Below are 14,689 nucleotides of genomic sequence, written 5' to 3' on the forward strand. Positions count from 1 at the left end.
ACCCAGCGACATCGCACCCTCATCCGCCCTACGGGCAGCTTCTCCCGGCCGGAGAAGCGGAAGCGGGCATGCGGCGGTGGGAGATGCGGGTTGGTTACCGCTGACCGGCAGCGCCTTGGTCGCCTTACCGACCAACCCACTGATCACCCAAAGGGCCGCCAAAAGAACATCACAGATGTGGAAATGGTGTCGCGCACGCTGGTGGAGGATACGCAGCAAACCCAACAACACCCGGCCACTCCACCCATCCCCATCACGCCGCCGACTCCGGCGAATTTGACGCGTACATGACGTCTAAGTGATCCTCGCGCGTCGCCCAGGGTTCCGCCCTGGGGCACCCAGCCATTACTGAATACGCAAGGGACACCACATGAGCGTTGACGCAACTGCGCCGACATCCGCTTCCACCCCGCCGCAGCCGCCTGCGCCTCCCGAGTTCCCCACGCTGCTTGGTCACCCCCGGCCGCTGTGGATGCTGTTCATGACCGAGTTCTGGGAACGCTTTGCGTTCTACGGCATTCGCTGGGCGCTGGTGCTGTACATCGTGGCGCAGTTCTTTGGCGGTGATGCCACCGGCCAGGCGCCGGCGGGGCGTACCTACGGCGCGTATCTGGCGCTGGTGTATGCAGCGGCGATCTTCGGCGGTTATGTGGCCGACCGTGTGCTCGGTTACCAGCGCTCGATCCTGGTCGGCGCTGCGGTGATGGCGACCGGCCTGTTCCTGATCGCCATCCCCGACCACACCATGTTCGAGATCGGCCTGGCGACCGTGGTGGTCGGCAACGGGCTGTTCAAGCCGAATATCTCCACCATGGTCGGCAAGCTGTATTCGGTGGCCGATCCGCGCCGCGACAGCGGCTTCACCATTTTTTACATGGGCATCAACCTGGGCGCGATGATCTCGCCGGTGTTGACCCAGCTGCTGGCCGAAAAGGTCTTCGGCACCGAGGCCATGCCGGCTTACAAGATGGTGTTCATGGCATCCGGCGTGGGCATGTTGATCAGCCTGGTGTGGTTCTGGATCGGCCGCGCGCAGCTCAAGGGCATTGGTGCACCCGCACCGGACGCGCAGGGCATCGGCCGTGTGCTGATGGTGCTGGCCGGCTGCGTGCTGGCGATTCCGGTGGTGTACTTCTTGCTGGCTGTCGGCGCCGATGTGCTGCAGATCGTGCTGACGGTGCTGTTTATCGGCCTGTCGGTGATGCTGCTGGTCGAAGGTATCCGCGAGGGCAAGGTGCAGCGCGACAAGGTGATCGCGATGCTGATCGTCTTCGCCTTCAACGTGCTGTTCTGGATGTTCTTCGAACAGGCTGGCAGCTCGTTCACCTTCCTGGCCGACAACATCGTCAACCGCAACTTCGGCGCGTGGACCTTCCCGACGGCGTGGTTCCAGTCGGTCAACTCGATCGCCATCATTGCGCTGGCGCCGGTCATCGCGTGGATCTGGGTCAAGTCCGGCCGCTTCAATCCGTCGATTCCGCGCAAGTTCGGCCTGGGTCTGCTGTTCAACGGCCTGGCCTTCCTGCTGCTGATGTTTGCGTTGTCCAGCCTGGTCAACGATGCCGGCAAGATCCCGTTCTGGACCTTGTTCATGGTCTACGTCATCCAGTCGGTGGGCGAGCTGTGCCTGTCGCCGATCGGCTTGTCGATGGTGACCAAGCTGGCACCAGTGCGCCTGGTCGGTTTCGGCATGGGTGGCTGGTTTTTGTCCACCGGCATCGGTAACAACCTCTCGGGTATCTTTGCCGGCCATGTCAGCGGAAGCGAAGGCATGAGCGTGTCGTCGGCGCTGGGCGGGTATACCTTCGGGTTCTGGGCGCTGGTGGGCGCCGGCGCGCTGCTGTTCCTGATCGCGCCGCTGATCAACAAACTGATGCATGGTGTGAAGTGAGGAGAAAAGCGATGCCGATCAAACCCATTGTCTGTGGCCTGCTGCTGGCCGGTCTGTTGAGTGCCTGCGGGCAGCATGCCGAGCAACAGGAAGCGCCACGGCCGCTGGATACGTCGATGCAGAAGCCACCCAGTGCCGACCCCAGCCAGCCGGTGTCCTCGGGCAACACGCCCACCGCGGCCGATATTGCGGCCGCGGCCGCGCTCAATGCGCAGTACGACCCATCGCGCGATCCGGCCGCCGATCTGGAAACGGCCAAGGTCGAGGCCAAGCGCGGCGGCAAGCGCATCGTGCTCAACGTGGGCAACGCCGCCTGCGAGCCGTGCAAGACGCTGGACGAGCTGATGGGCGGCGATGCCGAACTGCGCAGCTTCCGCGACGCGCACTTTGTGGTGGTCAAGGTCAATCGCGATGCGGCCAACGAAAACGCTGCGTTCCTGTCGCAGTTCGCCCAACTCAACGACTATCCGTCGCTGCTGGTGCTGGACAACGACGGCAAGCTATTGACCACCCAGACCAGCCCGGAGCTGCGCAAGGGCGAGGGCTTCGATCGCAAGAAGCTGTTCGATTTCCTCAAGCAGTGGGCACCGCCGGAAGCCTGATTCCCTGCGAATGCGTCACACAAAAAACCCCGCACTGCTGCGGGGTTTTTTGTGGGTACCTGTCGAGCGCAATGTCCGAAGACCACGCAGATGTGTGCCTGGACCGTTGCATGCGATGCCCGATGACGCGAGCGGGCTGGGCATCGCTGCCTGCAATAACGCAGTGCCCGCAGCGATCGCGCAACACACTCGGCGACGTCGACATCAGCCGCGTGCCTGGCAGCGCGGCAAACCCGCGTCTAACCCGATCATCGCAGCGCTGCACGAACGCCAGCTGCCGTCCTGCAAAGCGAAGCTCAGTCCTTGCCCGCCATGCGCGGTAGCCCATCCTTGGCCAGCCGGTCGATCAGGCGTTCCAGCAACTGCTGTTCTTCGTCGCTGAACACCGACATCAGCCGTTGTTCCATTTCGTTGACCAGCGGTGCGACGGTTTCGTACACCTGGCGTCCGGCCGGCGACAGTGCCAGCATCGAGCGGCGGCGGTCGTCGCCGTGGGTCTCGCGGCGGATGAAGCCCCGTTCCAGCAGCCGCGCCACCGCGCGACTCACGGCAACCTTGTCCATCGCGGTGCGGTCGGAGACCTCGCTGGCCGACGAGCCCGGATACAGCGCCAGGATGGTGATCACCCGCCACTCGGGGATGGCCATGCCGTAGCGGTTGCCGTAGACCTTGGCGATGTTGGCGCTGATGCGGTTGGACAGCACGCTGAGGCGATACGGCAGGAACTGCTCAAGGTTGAGCAGCACGGGATGTTGCGGCGGGTTGGAGGTGTCGTGATCGCTCATGTTGCACTGTGTCTTGATTTTGGTTTCATTTGCAACTACAAACGAGGGGTGGCCTGCGCATTCTCGCGGGTCTTCTGCCACCCCGCATAGCCCTGCGGGCCGCCTAGCGTGGAGAAACGACGATGAGCGCACAACCGAACACCACTGTAGCCCGCCCCGATCCAGGGATGCAGGTCACCACCTTCGACAATCCGATGGGAATCGACGGGTTCGAATTCGTCGAATTCGCCGCACCGGCCGGCCAGGCCGCGCAACTGCATGACTATTTTCGCAAGATGGGCTTCAGTGCGGTGCTGCGGCACCGCAGTCGCGCCATTACCGTCTATCGCCAGGGCGGGGTCAATTTCCTGCTCAACGAAGACCCCGATTCGTTTGCCGCCGATTTTGCGGCCGCGCATGGCCCCTGCGCCTGCGGCTTCGCCATCCGCTTCCGCACCCCGGCCGATACCGTGCTGCAGACGGTGCTGGGCAACGGCGGCGAAGCGGTGCAGAACAAGCCGGAGACGCGCGCGGTGCCGGCACCGGTGGTCAAGGGGATCGGCGATTGCATGCTGTATCTGGTGGACCGCTATGGCGATACCGGCAGCATCTACGACGCCGACTACGAGCCGATCGAAGGCGCCGACCAACACCCGGTCGGCTTCGGCCTGACCTTCATCGACCACCTCACCCACAACCTGTATTTCGGCAACATGCAGCGTTGGTCGGATTACTACGAACGCTTGTTCAACTTCCGCGAGATTCGCTACTTCGACATCAAGGGCGCCAAGACCGGCCTGGTGTCCAAGGCGATGACCGCACCCGATGGCATCGTGCGCATCCCGCTCAACGAATCGTCCGACCCCAAGAGCCAGATAAACGAGTATCTGGACGCTTATCAGGGCGAAGGCATCCAGCACATCGCCTGCTTCACCGACGACATCTACGCCAGCGTGGAAAAGATGCACGAGGCCGGCGTGAGTTTTCTGGATACGCCCGACACCTATTTCGACGTGGTGGACCTGCGCATCCCCGATCACGGCGAAGACGTCGCGCGCCTACGCCGCAACAAGATCCTGATCGATGCGGACGTGGACACCAAGCAGCGCAAGTTGCTGCAGATCTTCACCACCAACAGCATCGGCCCGATCTTCTTCGAGATCATCCAGCGCAAGGGCAATGAAGGCTTCGGCGAAGGCAATTTTCAGGCGCTGTTCGAGAGCATCGAGCGCGACCAGATCAAGCGCGGGGTGCTTTGAGGGCAGGGATGGGTGATTCGCCGTTCGGGATTTGTGGTTGGTGCCATTAGCTGCGTCGGCGCGAGTTTGGAGTGGTGCAGATTGTTGCGGTGTCGCGCCTGTCTGCCCGTCACGTCGGATGTGGTTCCGGTACGGATGAGACGACGCGTTAGGCAAGTGGCAGCAATCCAGTACGCCCAGGCAAGGTGTTTTTCTGACAACACAGGGCAACGAAGACGCACGTGATTAAAGCCCCTCTCCCTGCAGGAGAGGGGGTGGGGTGAGGGTACGGTGGAGCGATGAAAATCAAACTGCCACTACCCACTGTCACACGCACCCATGCGCGCGCATTACGCAAAGAGTTGACGTACGCAGAACGTGAGCTTTGGCGCTGTCTGCGCAGCAATCAGCTGCAAGGCCTCAAGTTCAGACGTCAGCATCCACTTCCGCCGTACATCGCAGATTTTTGCTGCGTCGAAGTCAGGTTGATTGTTGAGTTGGATGGATCGCAGCACCAGGCATTCAGCGATCAGGCAAGGACGCGGTGGTTGCAGTCCAAGGGATGGACAGTGCTGCGCTTCTGGAACAACGATGTGTTGCTTTCGCTGGATGCGGTGGTGGAGGCGATCTGTCATGCCATTGCGCCGCCGTACCCTCACCCCAACCCCTCTCCCGATGGGAGAGGGGCTTGATTCACCCCAAGCCCAGCCTTCTGCGGTCGAGGAGGAGGGTCAACATCCGGACGCGCCACCATGCACAACCAGCAGCATTACATGACCGGCTTCGGCAACGAGTTCGCAACGGAGGCGGTGCCGGGCGGCCTGCCGGTCGGGCAGAACTCGCCGCAGCGCGTGGCGCACGGGCTGTATGCCGAGCAGTTGTCGGGCACCGCGTTCACCGCACCGCGTGGCGAGAACCGGCGCTCTTGGCTGTACCGCATTCGCCCGGCGGCCGTGCATGGCAGCTTCTCCTTGATCGAGCAGTCGCAGCTCCACAACGCGTTCGGCAGCGGGCCGGTGCCGCCGGATCAACTGCGCTGGAGTTCGTTGCCGCTGCCGACCGCGCCGACCGATTTCATCGATGGGCTCTACACCATGGCCGGCAATGGCGGCCCCGAGGCGATGACCGGGGTTGCCGTGCATCTGTATGCGGCCAACGCTTCCATGCACGATCGCTTTTTCTATGACGCCGATGGCGAGTTGTTGCTGGTGCCGCAGCTGGGCCGGCTGCGGGTGCACACCGAGCTTGGCGTGCTGGAACTGGAGCCGCAGCAGATCGGCGTGATCCCGCGCGGCGTGCGCTTCCGTGTCGAGCTGCGCGACGACACCGCGCGGGGCTATGTCTGCGAAAACTTCGGTGGCTTGTTGCGCCTGCCCGACCTGGGCCCGATCGGCAGCAATGGCCTGGCCAACCCGCGCGACTTCGAGACCCCGCACGCCGCCTTCGAGCAGCGCGAAGGCGCATTCGAACTGGTCGCTAAATTCCAGGGCCATCTGTGGCGTGCGGACATCGGCCATTCGCCGCTGGACGTGGTGGCCTGGCACGGCAATTACGCGCCGTATCGCTACGATCTGCGCCGCTTCAACGCTATCGGCTCGATCAGTTTCGATCACCCCGATCCCAGTATCTTCACCGTGCTGACCTCGCCCAGCGACACGCACGGCACGGCCAACATGGATTTTGCAATCTTCCCGCCGCGCTGGCTGGTGGCGCAGCACACCTTCCGCCCACCGTGGTTCCACCGCAATGTGGCCAGCGAGTTCATGGGATTGGTGCATGGCGTCTACGACGCCAAGGCCGAAGGCTTCGCGCCGGGCGGTGCGTCGCTGCACAACTGCATGAGCGGGCACGGCCCGGATGCGGCAACCTTCGACAAGGCCTCGCAGGCGGATCTATCGCGTCCGGACGTTATCGCCGAGACCATGGCTTTTATGTTCGAAACCCGTGCGGTATTGCGCCCCACCCAGCAGGCGCTACAGGCCACCCATCGACAAGGCGACTACCAGCAATGCTGGTCCGGCTTGCGTGCAGGGTTCAAGGCGCCGACGTCTGGCCCGGCAGACTAAGCGCAGCTAACAAAATGACTGTGCTCACCAACAGGAGGGCGCGGTCGGTGCTCGGTGCGGCATGGACCACGCGTGTACTCCGGTTCTGAGTGCGCCTTCCACACAGGCCCGACGACTGCACGCTAAGTCTCCATAGCCGCTCTAAGCGTGCCGATCAAACCGGTTTGCGCCGCCGGCAATGGCGTGCAATCGGGGCCAACGTTTCCAACGCGGACACTGCCGGCCGTCGTGTCACCGGCATCCATGGCACGCCCATGTGCATTCAGCGCAACGCAGGTGCTGGCGTGCTCTTCGCCATTGGCTTCGCGTCGCTGCTGCGACGGACTGCGACAACAGCAGGCAGCGTCGGTCTCGGCGATCGCCAGGAAATGACCGAGCGCTTTTAGTTCATCGCCCACATCCGCGTGCTGCGCTCCAGAATCGAATCCGCGTGCCGGCCGGCATTACGCGGCCTGCAACGCATCCGGCAGTAGCTCTTCGATCCGGGTGCGCACGCGCTGCGTATACGAGGCGGACGTGAACTGCGGAAGCTCACGCAACGCCGTATTGATGGCGATGCCGATCTCCTCTTCCGCGCGTGCGGCCTGCAACTGCCGGTGCAACACCACCGCCACCGGGTTGCGCTGCAACTGCAGGATGTCGAGCAGATACAGGCGCGCGTTGGTGGCAGCGCGACGGCGCAGGCGTTGCAGGTCTTCCTCGGTGGGCGCAGTAACTGGCGGCGCCTGGACCGCCGCAGGCACCGCGGCAATCGGCATCACCGCAACCATCGGAGCGGTCGAGCGCGATGCACTGGCTGGCGCATCTTCAGCGCCGGTCAGATACCCCATCGCGCACAGTGTCTGCACCAACGCGGCTCCGTTATCTCCCAGCAACAGCGCCAGTGTCGCCAGGTCGCGCTGCCCATCGGCCAGGATCAGCGCACGGCGCTGCAGTAACGTCAGTGGGCTGCGGTGCGATTGCAGTGCCGTCAGGGCGAGTTCGGTCTTGCGTGGGGTCATGGCGGCAGTCCTGCGAAGCCGACAGCGTGACCGCTGCCAATGAAGCGCCGATGACATCACCGCGACGGCAGGTTGCCGTGCCCTGCACATCGCCGCGATGCCGGCTGTGTAGGCTGGGCCAACGCATAACGGAGCGCATCGATGACACGCAGACTGCTTGGTTGGATAGGTATGGTGCTGATGGTGGCTGGCTGTCATCGCGGCGACGATGCGCCGGCTGCGCAAGCGCCGGCCGATACCGCGCATGCAGCGGTCGCGTCTGCCAACGATCAGCCCGCAGACGCGATGCCGCCGGCAACCGCTCCGCCCGGCACGTTTCCGCCGCATCTGCGCCAGGAACCCACCACGCTTGCGCGGCTGGATGGCTATGGCGACCTGCGGTTAGGCATGGACGCTGCGCAGGCGCGCGCGGCCTGGGGTGGCGAATTGCGCGGCGATGCCGCCAGCGATGGCGGGTGTTACTTGCTGCGCCCGCAGTGGGCCGATGACGCGCGTCGATTCGGTTTCATGTTCGAAGGCGATCACCTGGTGCGTTACCAGACCAACGAGCCGAAGGAGATCGCGCCCGGCGGCGGCAAGGTCGGCATGACGGTGGCGCAGCTGCGCGCGCTGTATCCCGATGGCTTGGACGCACAGCCGCACAAATACCTGCCCGGTGCGCAGACGCTGCGCCATGCCGATGCCGCGACGCAGTCTGCGCTGGTCTTCGAGACCGATGCCGGTGGCACGGTCAGCAGCTGGTGGGTAGGGCAGGCACCGCAAGTCGATTATGTGGAAGGCTGCGGCTGAGCTCCGCGTCACGTCGCATGTCGGTGTGGGCCTTTCGCCGCATACGCGTACGCAGCAGCGCACGGTGGATGGATCACGCTGGCGCTGCCGGCGTCAGCGTCGCTGCAGCGATACGGCGAACGGATCAGCCGTGCTTTGCTGGCTCAGCCGCCGCCGGGCGTGGCGGATGCACGATGCAACGGGCAGTGGTCGAGGTCTACCGGAGTGCTAGCAACACAGACGTCGGCGTACGGCTTTCTGCAATTCGCACAGATGCCGCATCGCGACCCCTGAAGTCACGTGGCATCCATCGCGCCCGCAGCAGCGTCACTGTGGCAATGCGCGGCGCGTAACCAAGCCACGTCGCGCACCCGCGTTACCGGCCCCGCGCGAGATCAGCGCTCCGACGCTGGCCGCTCATGTTGCTTGGCGGTCTCTGCGTTCTCGCCGACGTCGCCTTCGGTGGCCGGCGTTGGCAGGCCTTCTTTTTCCATCTCGCCGTGATTGGGTACTTCCGGACGGTCTTCCATCATCAACGACAACGCGGCCTTGGCCATCATGTGCGCGCTGATCGGCGCGGTAATGAACAAAAACACGGTGATCAGCAGCTCGCGCGGTTGCGGGTCCACGCCCAGGAACAGGTGATAGCCCACTGAGCCCAGCAGCACGCAGCCCACGCCCAGTGTGCTGGCCTTGGTCGGCGCATGCAGCCGCTTGAAGAAGTCCGACAGTTTGACCAGCCCGAATGCGCCGATCAGGATGAAGAAGGTGCCGACCAGCAACAGCGCGCTCAGCAGATACTCGGTGAGTGCGATCATTCGACGATATCCCGGCGCAGCACGTATTTGCTCAGCACCACGGTGCTGCCGAAGCCCAGCATCGCAATCACCAGTGCGGCCTCGAAATAGATTGGCGAATCCAGATACATGCCCAGCAGCATCAGTTCGGCGATGGCCGTGATGGACAGCGTGTCCAGCGCCAGGATGCGGTCGGGCACCGTCGGCCCACGTAGCAGCCGCCATAGCGCCATCAGGATGGCCAGGCCCACCGTGTGCATGCAGATGACGATGGTCGATTCGATGAACATGTGACCGGTCATGGAAAGATCTCCATCAGAGGCTTTTCGTAGCGGGTCTTGATCTCGGCGATCAACGCGTCCGGGTCGTCCAGATGCAGCACGTGCACCAGCAGATATTTGCGGTCGTCCGACAACGCCGCCGACACCGTGCCCGGCGTGAGCGTGATCATGCTGGTCAGCGCGGCAATGCCATGGATATTGGCGATATCCAGCGGCACCCAGATAAACCCGGGATGGATGCGCGATTCCGGCCCGAGCACCTGGATGGCCACCTTGATGTTGGAACGCACGATGTCGGCGGCCACTACCAGCAACATGCGCGGTACCGAGCGCAACGAGCCGATGCGGGCGAATTCGCGGTCCAGCCTTGCGGCGAAGATCGGCACCACCACGCCCAGCAGCGCGCCCAGCACCCACTGCTGCGGCCCGAAGCTGTCGCTGAGCAACAGCCAGAACACGAAGACCGTCACGCTCAATGGCGCCGATGGAAAGACGCGGTGTCGCCACGAGACGCGCGCGTTCATGGCTGCCTCCGTTGCGGCGTGGTGGCGCGTACCTGATCCACATAGGCGCCGGGGTCGTGCAGCTGCGCGGCGGCGGCATCTGTGTAGCGCATCAGCGGCGCGGCACCGACCGTCATCGCCACCAGCCCGGTCAGCAGCAAGACCGTGGCGGCGGTCTCCACCGGCCGCATGCGGCCGCGGCGCTGCGGTTGCAGCGCGGGCGTGTCTTCCACTGCCTCCGGCACGCGCCAGAACAGCCGCACGCCAGCCCGGGTCAAACCGATCACCACCAGCAGGCTGCTGCCGAGAATCGCGCCCCAGACCGGCCCGACCAGGCCTTCGGGCACATGCTGCAACAAGGCGGCCTTGGCGAGAAATCCGGACAACGGCGGCAGGCCGGCCACCGCAATCGCGGCGATCAGGAACATCGTGCCGGGAATCGCCCGCCCCGGCAGCGGCGCCACCACTTCCTTGCGGTCGCTGGCAGTGCCGCGGCGGCGCCGGATCAGGTCCGACACCATGAACAAGGCCGCGGCCACAAAGCTGCTGTGCGGCAGGTAATACAGACCCGCGCCCAGTGCGCCCGCATCGTCGAGCGAGAAGGCGATGAACAAGGTCGCTGCCGAAAACACCACCAGATACGACACCATCACCCGCAGTCGCGATGCGGCCATGACCCCGAAGGCGGCCATCAGCAGCGTGGCAATGCCCAGCCACAGCAGCGCATGCCGGCCAAAGCCATGCAGCGCGCCGGCCCCGGCGCCGAACCACAGCGACGACACGCGCAGCGTTGCGTAGAGCCCGACCTTGGTCATGATTGCGAACAGCGCGGCTACCGCGGCCGGCGCGCGCGAGTAGGTTTCCGGCAGCCACAGGTACAGCGGCAACAAGGCGGCCTTGCTGCAGAACACCAGCAGCAACAATCCCAATGCGGCCTTGGCCAGTGGCACATCCTGCGCCGGCAGGTCGGCAATGCGCTGCGACAGTTCGGCCATGTTGAGCGTGCCGAACACGCCAAACACCAAGCCCAGCGCAATCAGAAACAGCGTCGACGCACACACGTTGAACACCACGTAATGCAAGCCGACGCGCATCTGCAGGCCGCGCCCGCCACTGAGCAACAGCCCATAGGACGCGATCAGCATCACTTCGAAGAACACGAACAGATTGAAGATGTCGCCGGTCAGAAACGCGCCGTTCAAGCCCATCAGCTGGAACTGGAACAAGGCATGGAAGTGCGGCGCGCGCCGGTCCCAGCCGGCGCAGGCATGCAGCAGGCACGCCGAGGCCAGGATCAAGGTGGTCAACAGCATCCAGGCAGACAGCCGGTCGCCCATCAGCACGATGCCGAGCCGCGCCGGCCAGTCGCCGAGCAGATAGACCAGCACACCGCCATCGGCGGCACGTGCAAACAACGCGATCACCGCAGCCGCCAGCAACGCCATGCTCACCCATGCCACGCTGCGCTGCACCCGCGGCCCATAGCGGCGGTGCTCGACGAACAGCGATGCGGATGCACCCAGCATCGGAATCAGGATCGGCAGGATCAGCAGATGATTCATCGCCGCGCCTGCCGCGTGTCCATGCCGGTGGCGGCATCTTCATGCGCATCCACATGGTCGCTGCCGTTGTCGCTGCGGCTACGGATCGCCAGCACCAGGCTCACGGCCGTCATCGCAAACGCGATCACGATCGCGGTCAGCACCAACGCTTGCGGCAACGGGTCGGTGTAGTGCTGCAGGTCCACCGGCACGCCGTCGCGCAAGACCGGCGGCTGGCCGCTGCGCAGCCGCCCACCGGCGAAGATCAGCAGATTGGTCGCATACGACAGGAAGGTCATCCCCAGGATCACATCGAAGCTGCGCGCGCGCAGCAGCAGATAGATCGCCAATGCGGTGAGGACGCCAATCGCGCTTGCCATTGCCAATTCCATCAATGCTGCTCCGCGGTGCGTGTCGAACGTTGGGTGGGGTCGATCTCGCCGCGCTGCGAACTGCGCGTACGCGACGGTTTGATAGTGCCCATCATCGACAGCATCAACATCGCCGCACCGAACACCACCAGATACACACCGATATCGAAGCCCAGCGCGCTGGCAAGTTCCAGCTCGCCCAACAGCGGCAAGGGGATGTTGACGTGCCCGCTGCTCAAGAACGGCAAGCCGAAGAGCAGCGACCCGGCACCGCTGAGCAATGCGCACAACAAGCCCATGCCGATCAGCCGGATGTAGTCGAAGCCGAAGCGCGACTCCACCGATGCGGCGCCCTGGATCACGTACTGCATCAGCAACGGCACCGCCAGCACCAACCCGGCGATAAAGCCGCCGCCGGGTGCGTTGTGACCGCGCAGGAACAGAAACAGCGACACCGTCAAGGTCAGCGGGAACATGATCTGCGCCAGATCCGCCGGCACCGGCAAGCGGATCGCCGGCCCCGGCATGTTGCGTTCCGGTGCCATGCGCGAGCGTCGCAGCAGCGCATGCACCACCAACCCGGCAATCGCGAACACGGTGATCTCACCAAAGGTGTCGAAACCGCGGAAATCCACCAGGATCACGTTGACCACGTTGCGGCCATACGCCTCGGGCAGTGCGCGTTGCAGCAGTTCGCCGGCAACGGTGTGGCTGGATTGCGTCATCAAGGTGTACGACAACGCGGCCAGACCGGCGCCGCCCACGATCGCGATGCAGACATCGCGGATCTTGCGCAGCCGCGCGCGCTCGGGCAGCGAGCGTTCGGGCAGGTAGTTCATCGCCAGCAGCATCAGCACCAGCGTCACCATCTCCACCAGCAACTGCGTCAGTGCCAGATCCGGCGCGGACAGGAAGACGAAAGTCAGGCTGACCGCCAGCCCGGTCCCGCCGAGCACCAGCACCGCCAGCAGGCGCTGCTTGTACAGGAACAGGCTGCCCAGCGCACAGGCGATCAACAGCAGCCACACCGTCCACCCCAGCAACGGCATCGGCGTGGGCGCCGGCCAGGCCGGCAGTGTGCCGCCCTGCAGGAACGGCACCAGCGCCACCACTACCGCGCTCAGCACCAGCAACATCAGCATGCGCTGCAGATTGCCGTTGGTGACCGTATCGGTCATGCGGGCGGTGGCAGCAAACAGCGCACGCAGGTTCCAGTGGAACACCGCCTTGCCTGGCGAGCGGTTCTGCACCGCATACAGATCCAGCATGCGGCGGATCGCCATGTACAGCAGCGTGCCGCCGATCATGCCAGCGAAGCTCATGGCCAGCGGCCAGTTGAAGCCATGCCACAGCGCCAGGCTGTAATCGGGCAATCGGTCGCCAAGAATTGCGCTGGCACCGGCGCGCAGCACCGGCGCCACCGTCCACGCCGGCACGATGCCGACCGCCAGGCAGATCAGCACCAGCACTTCCACCGGGATCTTCATCCAGCGCGGCGGCTCGTGCGGCGTTGTCTCCAGCGCGCGTGGGCCGTCGCCGAAGAAGGTATCGTGCACGAACCGCAGGCTGTAGGCCACGCCGAGCAGGCCGGCCAGCAACGCCGCGATACTCGCCAGTATGCGCATCAGCTGCGGCGCTTGCGTGTCCAGCGCCACCGCAAAGAACATTTCCTTGGACAGGAAGCCGTTGAGCAGCGGAATGCCGGCCATCGCCAGCGATGCGATGATCGCCAACGCACTGGTGAACGGCATCAAGCGGCGCAGATTGCCCAACCTGCGCATGTCGCGCGTACCGGTTTCATGGTCGATGATGCCCGCGGCCATGAACAACGACGCCTTGAACACGGCGTGGTTGAGGATGTGGAACACGCCCGCAACCACCGCCATCGGTGTCGACAGGCCGAACAGCATCGTGATCAGACCAAGATGCGAGATGGTGGAGTACGCCAGCACGCCCTTGAGGTCGTGCTGGAAAATCGCATACCACGCACCCAGCAAGAGCGTGATCGCGCCGATGCTGGTGACGGTGTAAAAGAACAGATCGGTGCCGGCCAGCGCAGGATGCAGGCGCGCCAGCAAAAACACACCGGCCTTCACCATCGTGGCCGAATGCAGATACGCCGATACCGGGGTGGGCGCGGCCATCGCATGCGGCAACCAGAAGTGGAACGGAAACTGCGCGCTCTTGGTAAAGATGCCCAGCAGTACCAATCCCAACGCATACGGATACAGCGGGCTGGCGCGGATCACGTCGCCTGCGGCCAGTACCGCATCCAGCTGAAAACTGCCGACGATGCGGCCGAGCATCAGCACACCGCCCAGCAGTGCGAGCCCACCGCCAGCGGTCAGCACGAACGCCATGCGCGCGCCCTCGCGCGCATCCTTGCGGTGCGACCAGAACCCGATCAGCAGGAACGAACTGATGCTGGTGAGTTCCCAGAACACCATCAGCAACAGCAGATTGCCCGACAGCACCATGCCGAGCATCGCGCCCATAAACAGCAACAGATAGGCGAAGAAGCGCGACGCGCTATCGCGTGCACTCAGGTAGTAGTGCGCATACATCACCACCAGCGCGCCGATGCCCAGCACCAGCAGCGCGAACATCCAGGCCAGCCCATCGAGCCGCAGCGAGAACATCAACCCGATCTGCGGCAACCACGCATGCTCGCTGCGGATCACCTCGCCGCGCAGCACTGCCGGGGTCAAGCTGGCAAGCACCAGCAGGCCGGCCAACGGCGCGGCCGCGGCTAACCACGCAGTGAGCGAACGTGGCGCGCGCGCGAACAGCGCAGCGGCGGCGGCCATCACAAAGGGCAGCGCCAGCAGAATTTCCAGCGGAAAAGGCATGCAGGGAACACAAGATT

At 64.3% G+C, this 14,689-nt stretch carries 14 protein-coding genes and 1 other RNA gene; 7 read left to right on the forward strand and 8 right to left on the reverse strand.

The window, feature by feature from the left end; translation table 11 throughout:
* Nucleotides 1-370 precede the first annotated feature (370 nt).
* Both ABQU90_RS12415 and ABQU90_RS12420 read left to right on the forward strand, forming a co-directional pair.
* The gene (locus ABQU90_RS12415) at nucleotides 371-1,891 is read left to right on the forward strand and encodes a peptide MFS transporter (RefSeq protein WP_055853290.1); all 1,521 of its coding nucleotides are present in this window, start codon (nucleotides 371-373) and stop codon (nucleotides 1,889-1,891) included.
* An 11-nt stretch (nucleotides 1,892-1,902) separates the two neighbouring features.
* Nucleotides 1,903-2,493 carry a thioredoxin family protein gene (locus ABQU90_RS12420; RefSeq protein WP_104614334.1) on the forward strand — a complete coding sequence of 197 codons (591 nt, stop codon included), beginning with the start codon at nucleotides 1,903-1,905 and terminating at the stop codon, nucleotides 2,491-2,493.
* Between the two features lie 296 nt (nucleotides 2,494-2,789).
* Here the strand turns inward: ABQU90_RS12420 and ABQU90_RS12425 are convergent, their stop codons facing one another.
* Nucleotides 2,790-3,278 carry a MarR family winged helix-turn-helix transcriptional regulator gene (locus ABQU90_RS12425; RefSeq protein ID WP_323522773.1) on the reverse strand — a complete coding sequence of 163 codons (489 nt, stop codon included), beginning with the start codon at nucleotides 3,276-3,278 and terminating at the stop codon, nucleotides 2,790-2,792.
* A 122-nt stretch (nucleotides 3,279-3,400) separates the two neighbouring features.
* Here ABQU90_RS12425 and hppD point away from each other — a divergent pair, with 122 nt between their 5' ends.
* The 4 genes from hppD (at nucleotide 3,401) to ABQU90_RS12445 (ending at nucleotide 6,699) form a co-directional block, all read left to right on the forward strand.
* Nucleotides 3,401-4,516 carry a 4-hydroxyphenylpyruvate dioxygenase gene (hppD, locus tag ABQU90_RS12430; protein ID WP_323522774.1) on the forward strand — a complete coding sequence of 372 codons (1,116 nt, stop codon included), beginning with the start codon at nucleotides 3,401-3,403 and terminating at the stop codon, nucleotides 4,514-4,516.
* A gap of 278 nt (nucleotides 4,517-4,794) precedes the next feature.
* Nucleotides 4,795-5,187, forward strand: a complete 393-nt coding sequence (locus ABQU90_RS12435) for an endonuclease domain-containing protein (RefSeq protein ID WP_323522775.1) — start codon at nucleotides 4,795-4,797, stop codon at nucleotides 5,185-5,187.
* Between the two features lie 60 nt (nucleotides 5,188-5,247).
* Nucleotides 5,248-6,561 (forward strand): homogentisate 1,2-dioxygenase, encoded by a 1,314-nt coding sequence (hmgA, locus tag ABQU90_RS12440; protein WP_323522776.1) that lies wholly within the window; start codon nucleotides 5,248-5,250, stop codon nucleotides 6,559-6,561.
* A gap of 61 nt (nucleotides 6,562-6,622) precedes the next feature.
* A non-coding RNA gene (locus ABQU90_RS12445) (sX9 sRNA) lies at nucleotides 6,623-6,699 on the forward strand.
* A gap of 305 nt (nucleotides 6,700-7,004) precedes the next feature.
* On the opposite strand, the gene ABQU90_RS12450 is transcribed toward ABQU90_RS12445, so the two are convergent.
* Nucleotides 7,005-7,562 (reverse strand): hypothetical protein, encoded by a 558-nt coding sequence (locus ABQU90_RS12450; RefSeq protein WP_323522777.1) that lies wholly within the window; start codon nucleotides 7,560-7,562, stop codon nucleotides 7,005-7,007.
* A 141-nt stretch (nucleotides 7,563-7,703) separates the two neighbouring features.
* Between ABQU90_RS12450 and ABQU90_RS12455 the strand changes: the two genes are divergently transcribed.
* Nucleotides 7,704-8,351, forward strand: coding sequence for a lectin (locus ABQU90_RS12455; RefSeq protein WP_407078726.1), 648 nt, complete (start codon nucleotides 7,704-7,706; stop codon nucleotides 8,349-8,351).
* Nucleotides 8,352-8,725: 374 nt separating this feature from the next.
* Here the strand turns inward: ABQU90_RS12455 and ABQU90_RS12460 are convergent, their stop codons facing one another.
* Genes ABQU90_RS12460 through ABQU90_RS12485 form a run of 6 tightly spaced genes read right to left on the reverse strand, consistent with a single transcriptional unit; the run spans nucleotide 8,726 to nucleotide 14,672 of the window.
* Nucleotides 8,726-9,148, reverse strand: a complete 423-nt coding sequence (locus ABQU90_RS12460; RefSeq protein ID WP_115512759.1) for a Na+/H+ antiporter subunit G — start codon at nucleotides 9,146-9,148, stop codon at nucleotides 8,726-8,728.
* Entirely contained in the window at nucleotides 9,145-9,429 is a 285-nt protein-coding gene (locus tag ABQU90_RS12465; protein ID WP_055853273.1) for a K+/H+ antiporter subunit F, read from the reverse strand. Before ABQU90_RS12465 ends, ABQU90_RS12460 begins: the two co-directional genes overlap by 4 nt.
* Nucleotides 9,426-9,932 (reverse strand): Na+/H+ antiporter subunit E, encoded by a 507-nt coding sequence (locus ABQU90_RS12470; protein WP_115512758.1) that lies wholly within the window; start codon nucleotides 9,930-9,932, stop codon nucleotides 9,426-9,428. The genes ABQU90_RS12465 and ABQU90_RS12470 overlap by 4 nt, the downstream gene beginning before the upstream one ends.
* Nucleotides 9,929-11,473 (reverse strand): monovalent cation/H+ antiporter subunit D, encoded by a 1,545-nt coding sequence (locus tag ABQU90_RS12475; protein ID WP_323522778.1) that lies wholly within the window; start codon nucleotides 11,471-11,473, stop codon nucleotides 9,929-9,931. Before ABQU90_RS12475 ends, ABQU90_RS12470 begins: the two co-directional genes overlap by 4 nt.
* Nucleotides 11,470-11,844, reverse strand: a complete 375-nt coding sequence (locus ABQU90_RS12480) for a Na+/H+ antiporter subunit C (RefSeq protein WP_055853268.1) — start codon at nucleotides 11,842-11,844, stop codon at nucleotides 11,470-11,472. The genes ABQU90_RS12475 and ABQU90_RS12480 overlap by 4 nt, the downstream gene beginning before the upstream one ends.
* Nucleotides 11,844-14,672 (reverse strand): monovalent cation/H+ antiporter subunit A, encoded by a 2,829-nt coding sequence (locus ABQU90_RS12485; RefSeq protein ID WP_323522779.1) that lies wholly within the window; start codon nucleotides 14,670-14,672, stop codon nucleotides 11,844-11,846. The genes ABQU90_RS12480 and ABQU90_RS12485 overlap by 1 nt, the downstream gene beginning before the upstream one ends.
* Nucleotides 14,673-14,689 lie beyond the last annotated feature (17 nt).

The sequence above is a fragment of the Xanthomonas sp. WHRI 10207 genome, assembly GCF_040202975.1.
GTDB lineage: Bacteria > Pseudomonadota > Gammaproteobacteria > Xanthomonadales > Xanthomonadaceae > Xanthomonas.

What these genes read in the sequence shown, in the direction of transcription:
- ABQU90_RS12415 (WP_055853290.1), top strand. Translation starts at nt 371, where the DNA reads ATGAGCGTTGACGCAACTGCGCCGACATCCGCTTCCACCCCGCCGCAG.
- ABQU90_RS12420 (WP_104614334.1), top strand. Translation starts at nt 1,903, where the DNA reads ATGCCGATCAAACCCATTGTCTGTGGCCTGCTGCTGGCCGGTCTGTTG.
- ABQU90_RS12425 (WP_323522773.1), bottom strand. Translation starts at nt 3,278, where the DNA reads ATGAGCGATCACGACACCTCCAACCCGCCGCAACATCCCGTGCTGCTC.
- hppD (WP_323522774.1), top strand. Translation starts at nt 3,401, where the DNA reads ATGAGCGCACAACCGAACACCACTGTAGCCCGCCCCGATCCAGGGATG.
- ABQU90_RS12435 (WP_323522775.1), top strand. Translation starts at nt 4,795, where the DNA reads ATGAAAATCAAACTGCCACTACCCACTGTCACACGCACCCATGCGCGC.
- hmgA (WP_323522776.1), top strand. Translation starts at nt 5,248, where the DNA reads ATGCACAACCAGCAGCATTACATGACCGGCTTCGGCAACGAGTTCGCA.
- ABQU90_RS12450 (WP_323522777.1), bottom strand. Translation starts at nt 7,562, where the DNA reads ATGACCCCACGCAAGACCGAACTCGCCCTGACGGCACTGCAATCGCAC.
- ABQU90_RS12455 (WP_407078726.1), top strand. Translation starts at nt 7,704, where the DNA reads ATGACACGCAGACTGCTTGGTTGGATAGGTATGGTGCTGATGGTGGCT.
- ABQU90_RS12460 (WP_115512759.1), bottom strand. Translation starts at nt 9,148, where the DNA reads ATGATCGCACTCACCGAGTATCTGCTGAGCGCGCTGTTGCTGGTCGGC.
- ABQU90_RS12465 (WP_055853273.1), bottom strand. Translation starts at nt 9,429, where the DNA reads ATGACCGGTCACATGTTCATCGAATCGACCATCGTCATCTGCATGCAC.
- ABQU90_RS12470 (WP_115512758.1), bottom strand. Translation starts at nt 9,932, where the DNA reads ATGAACGCGCGCGTCTCGTGGCGACACCGCGTCTTTCCATCGGCGCCA.
- ABQU90_RS12475 (WP_323522778.1), bottom strand. Translation starts at nt 11,473, where the DNA reads ATGAATCATCTGCTGATCCTGCCGATCCTGATTCCGATGCTGGGTGCA.
- ABQU90_RS12480 (WP_055853268.1), bottom strand. Translation starts at nt 11,844, where the DNA reads ATGGAATTGGCAATGGCAAGCGCGATTGGCGTCCTCACCGCATTGGCG.
- ABQU90_RS12485 (WP_323522779.1), bottom strand. Translation starts at nt 14,672, where the DNA reads ATGCCTTTTCCGCTGGAAATTCTGCTGGCGCTGCCCTTTGTGATGGCC.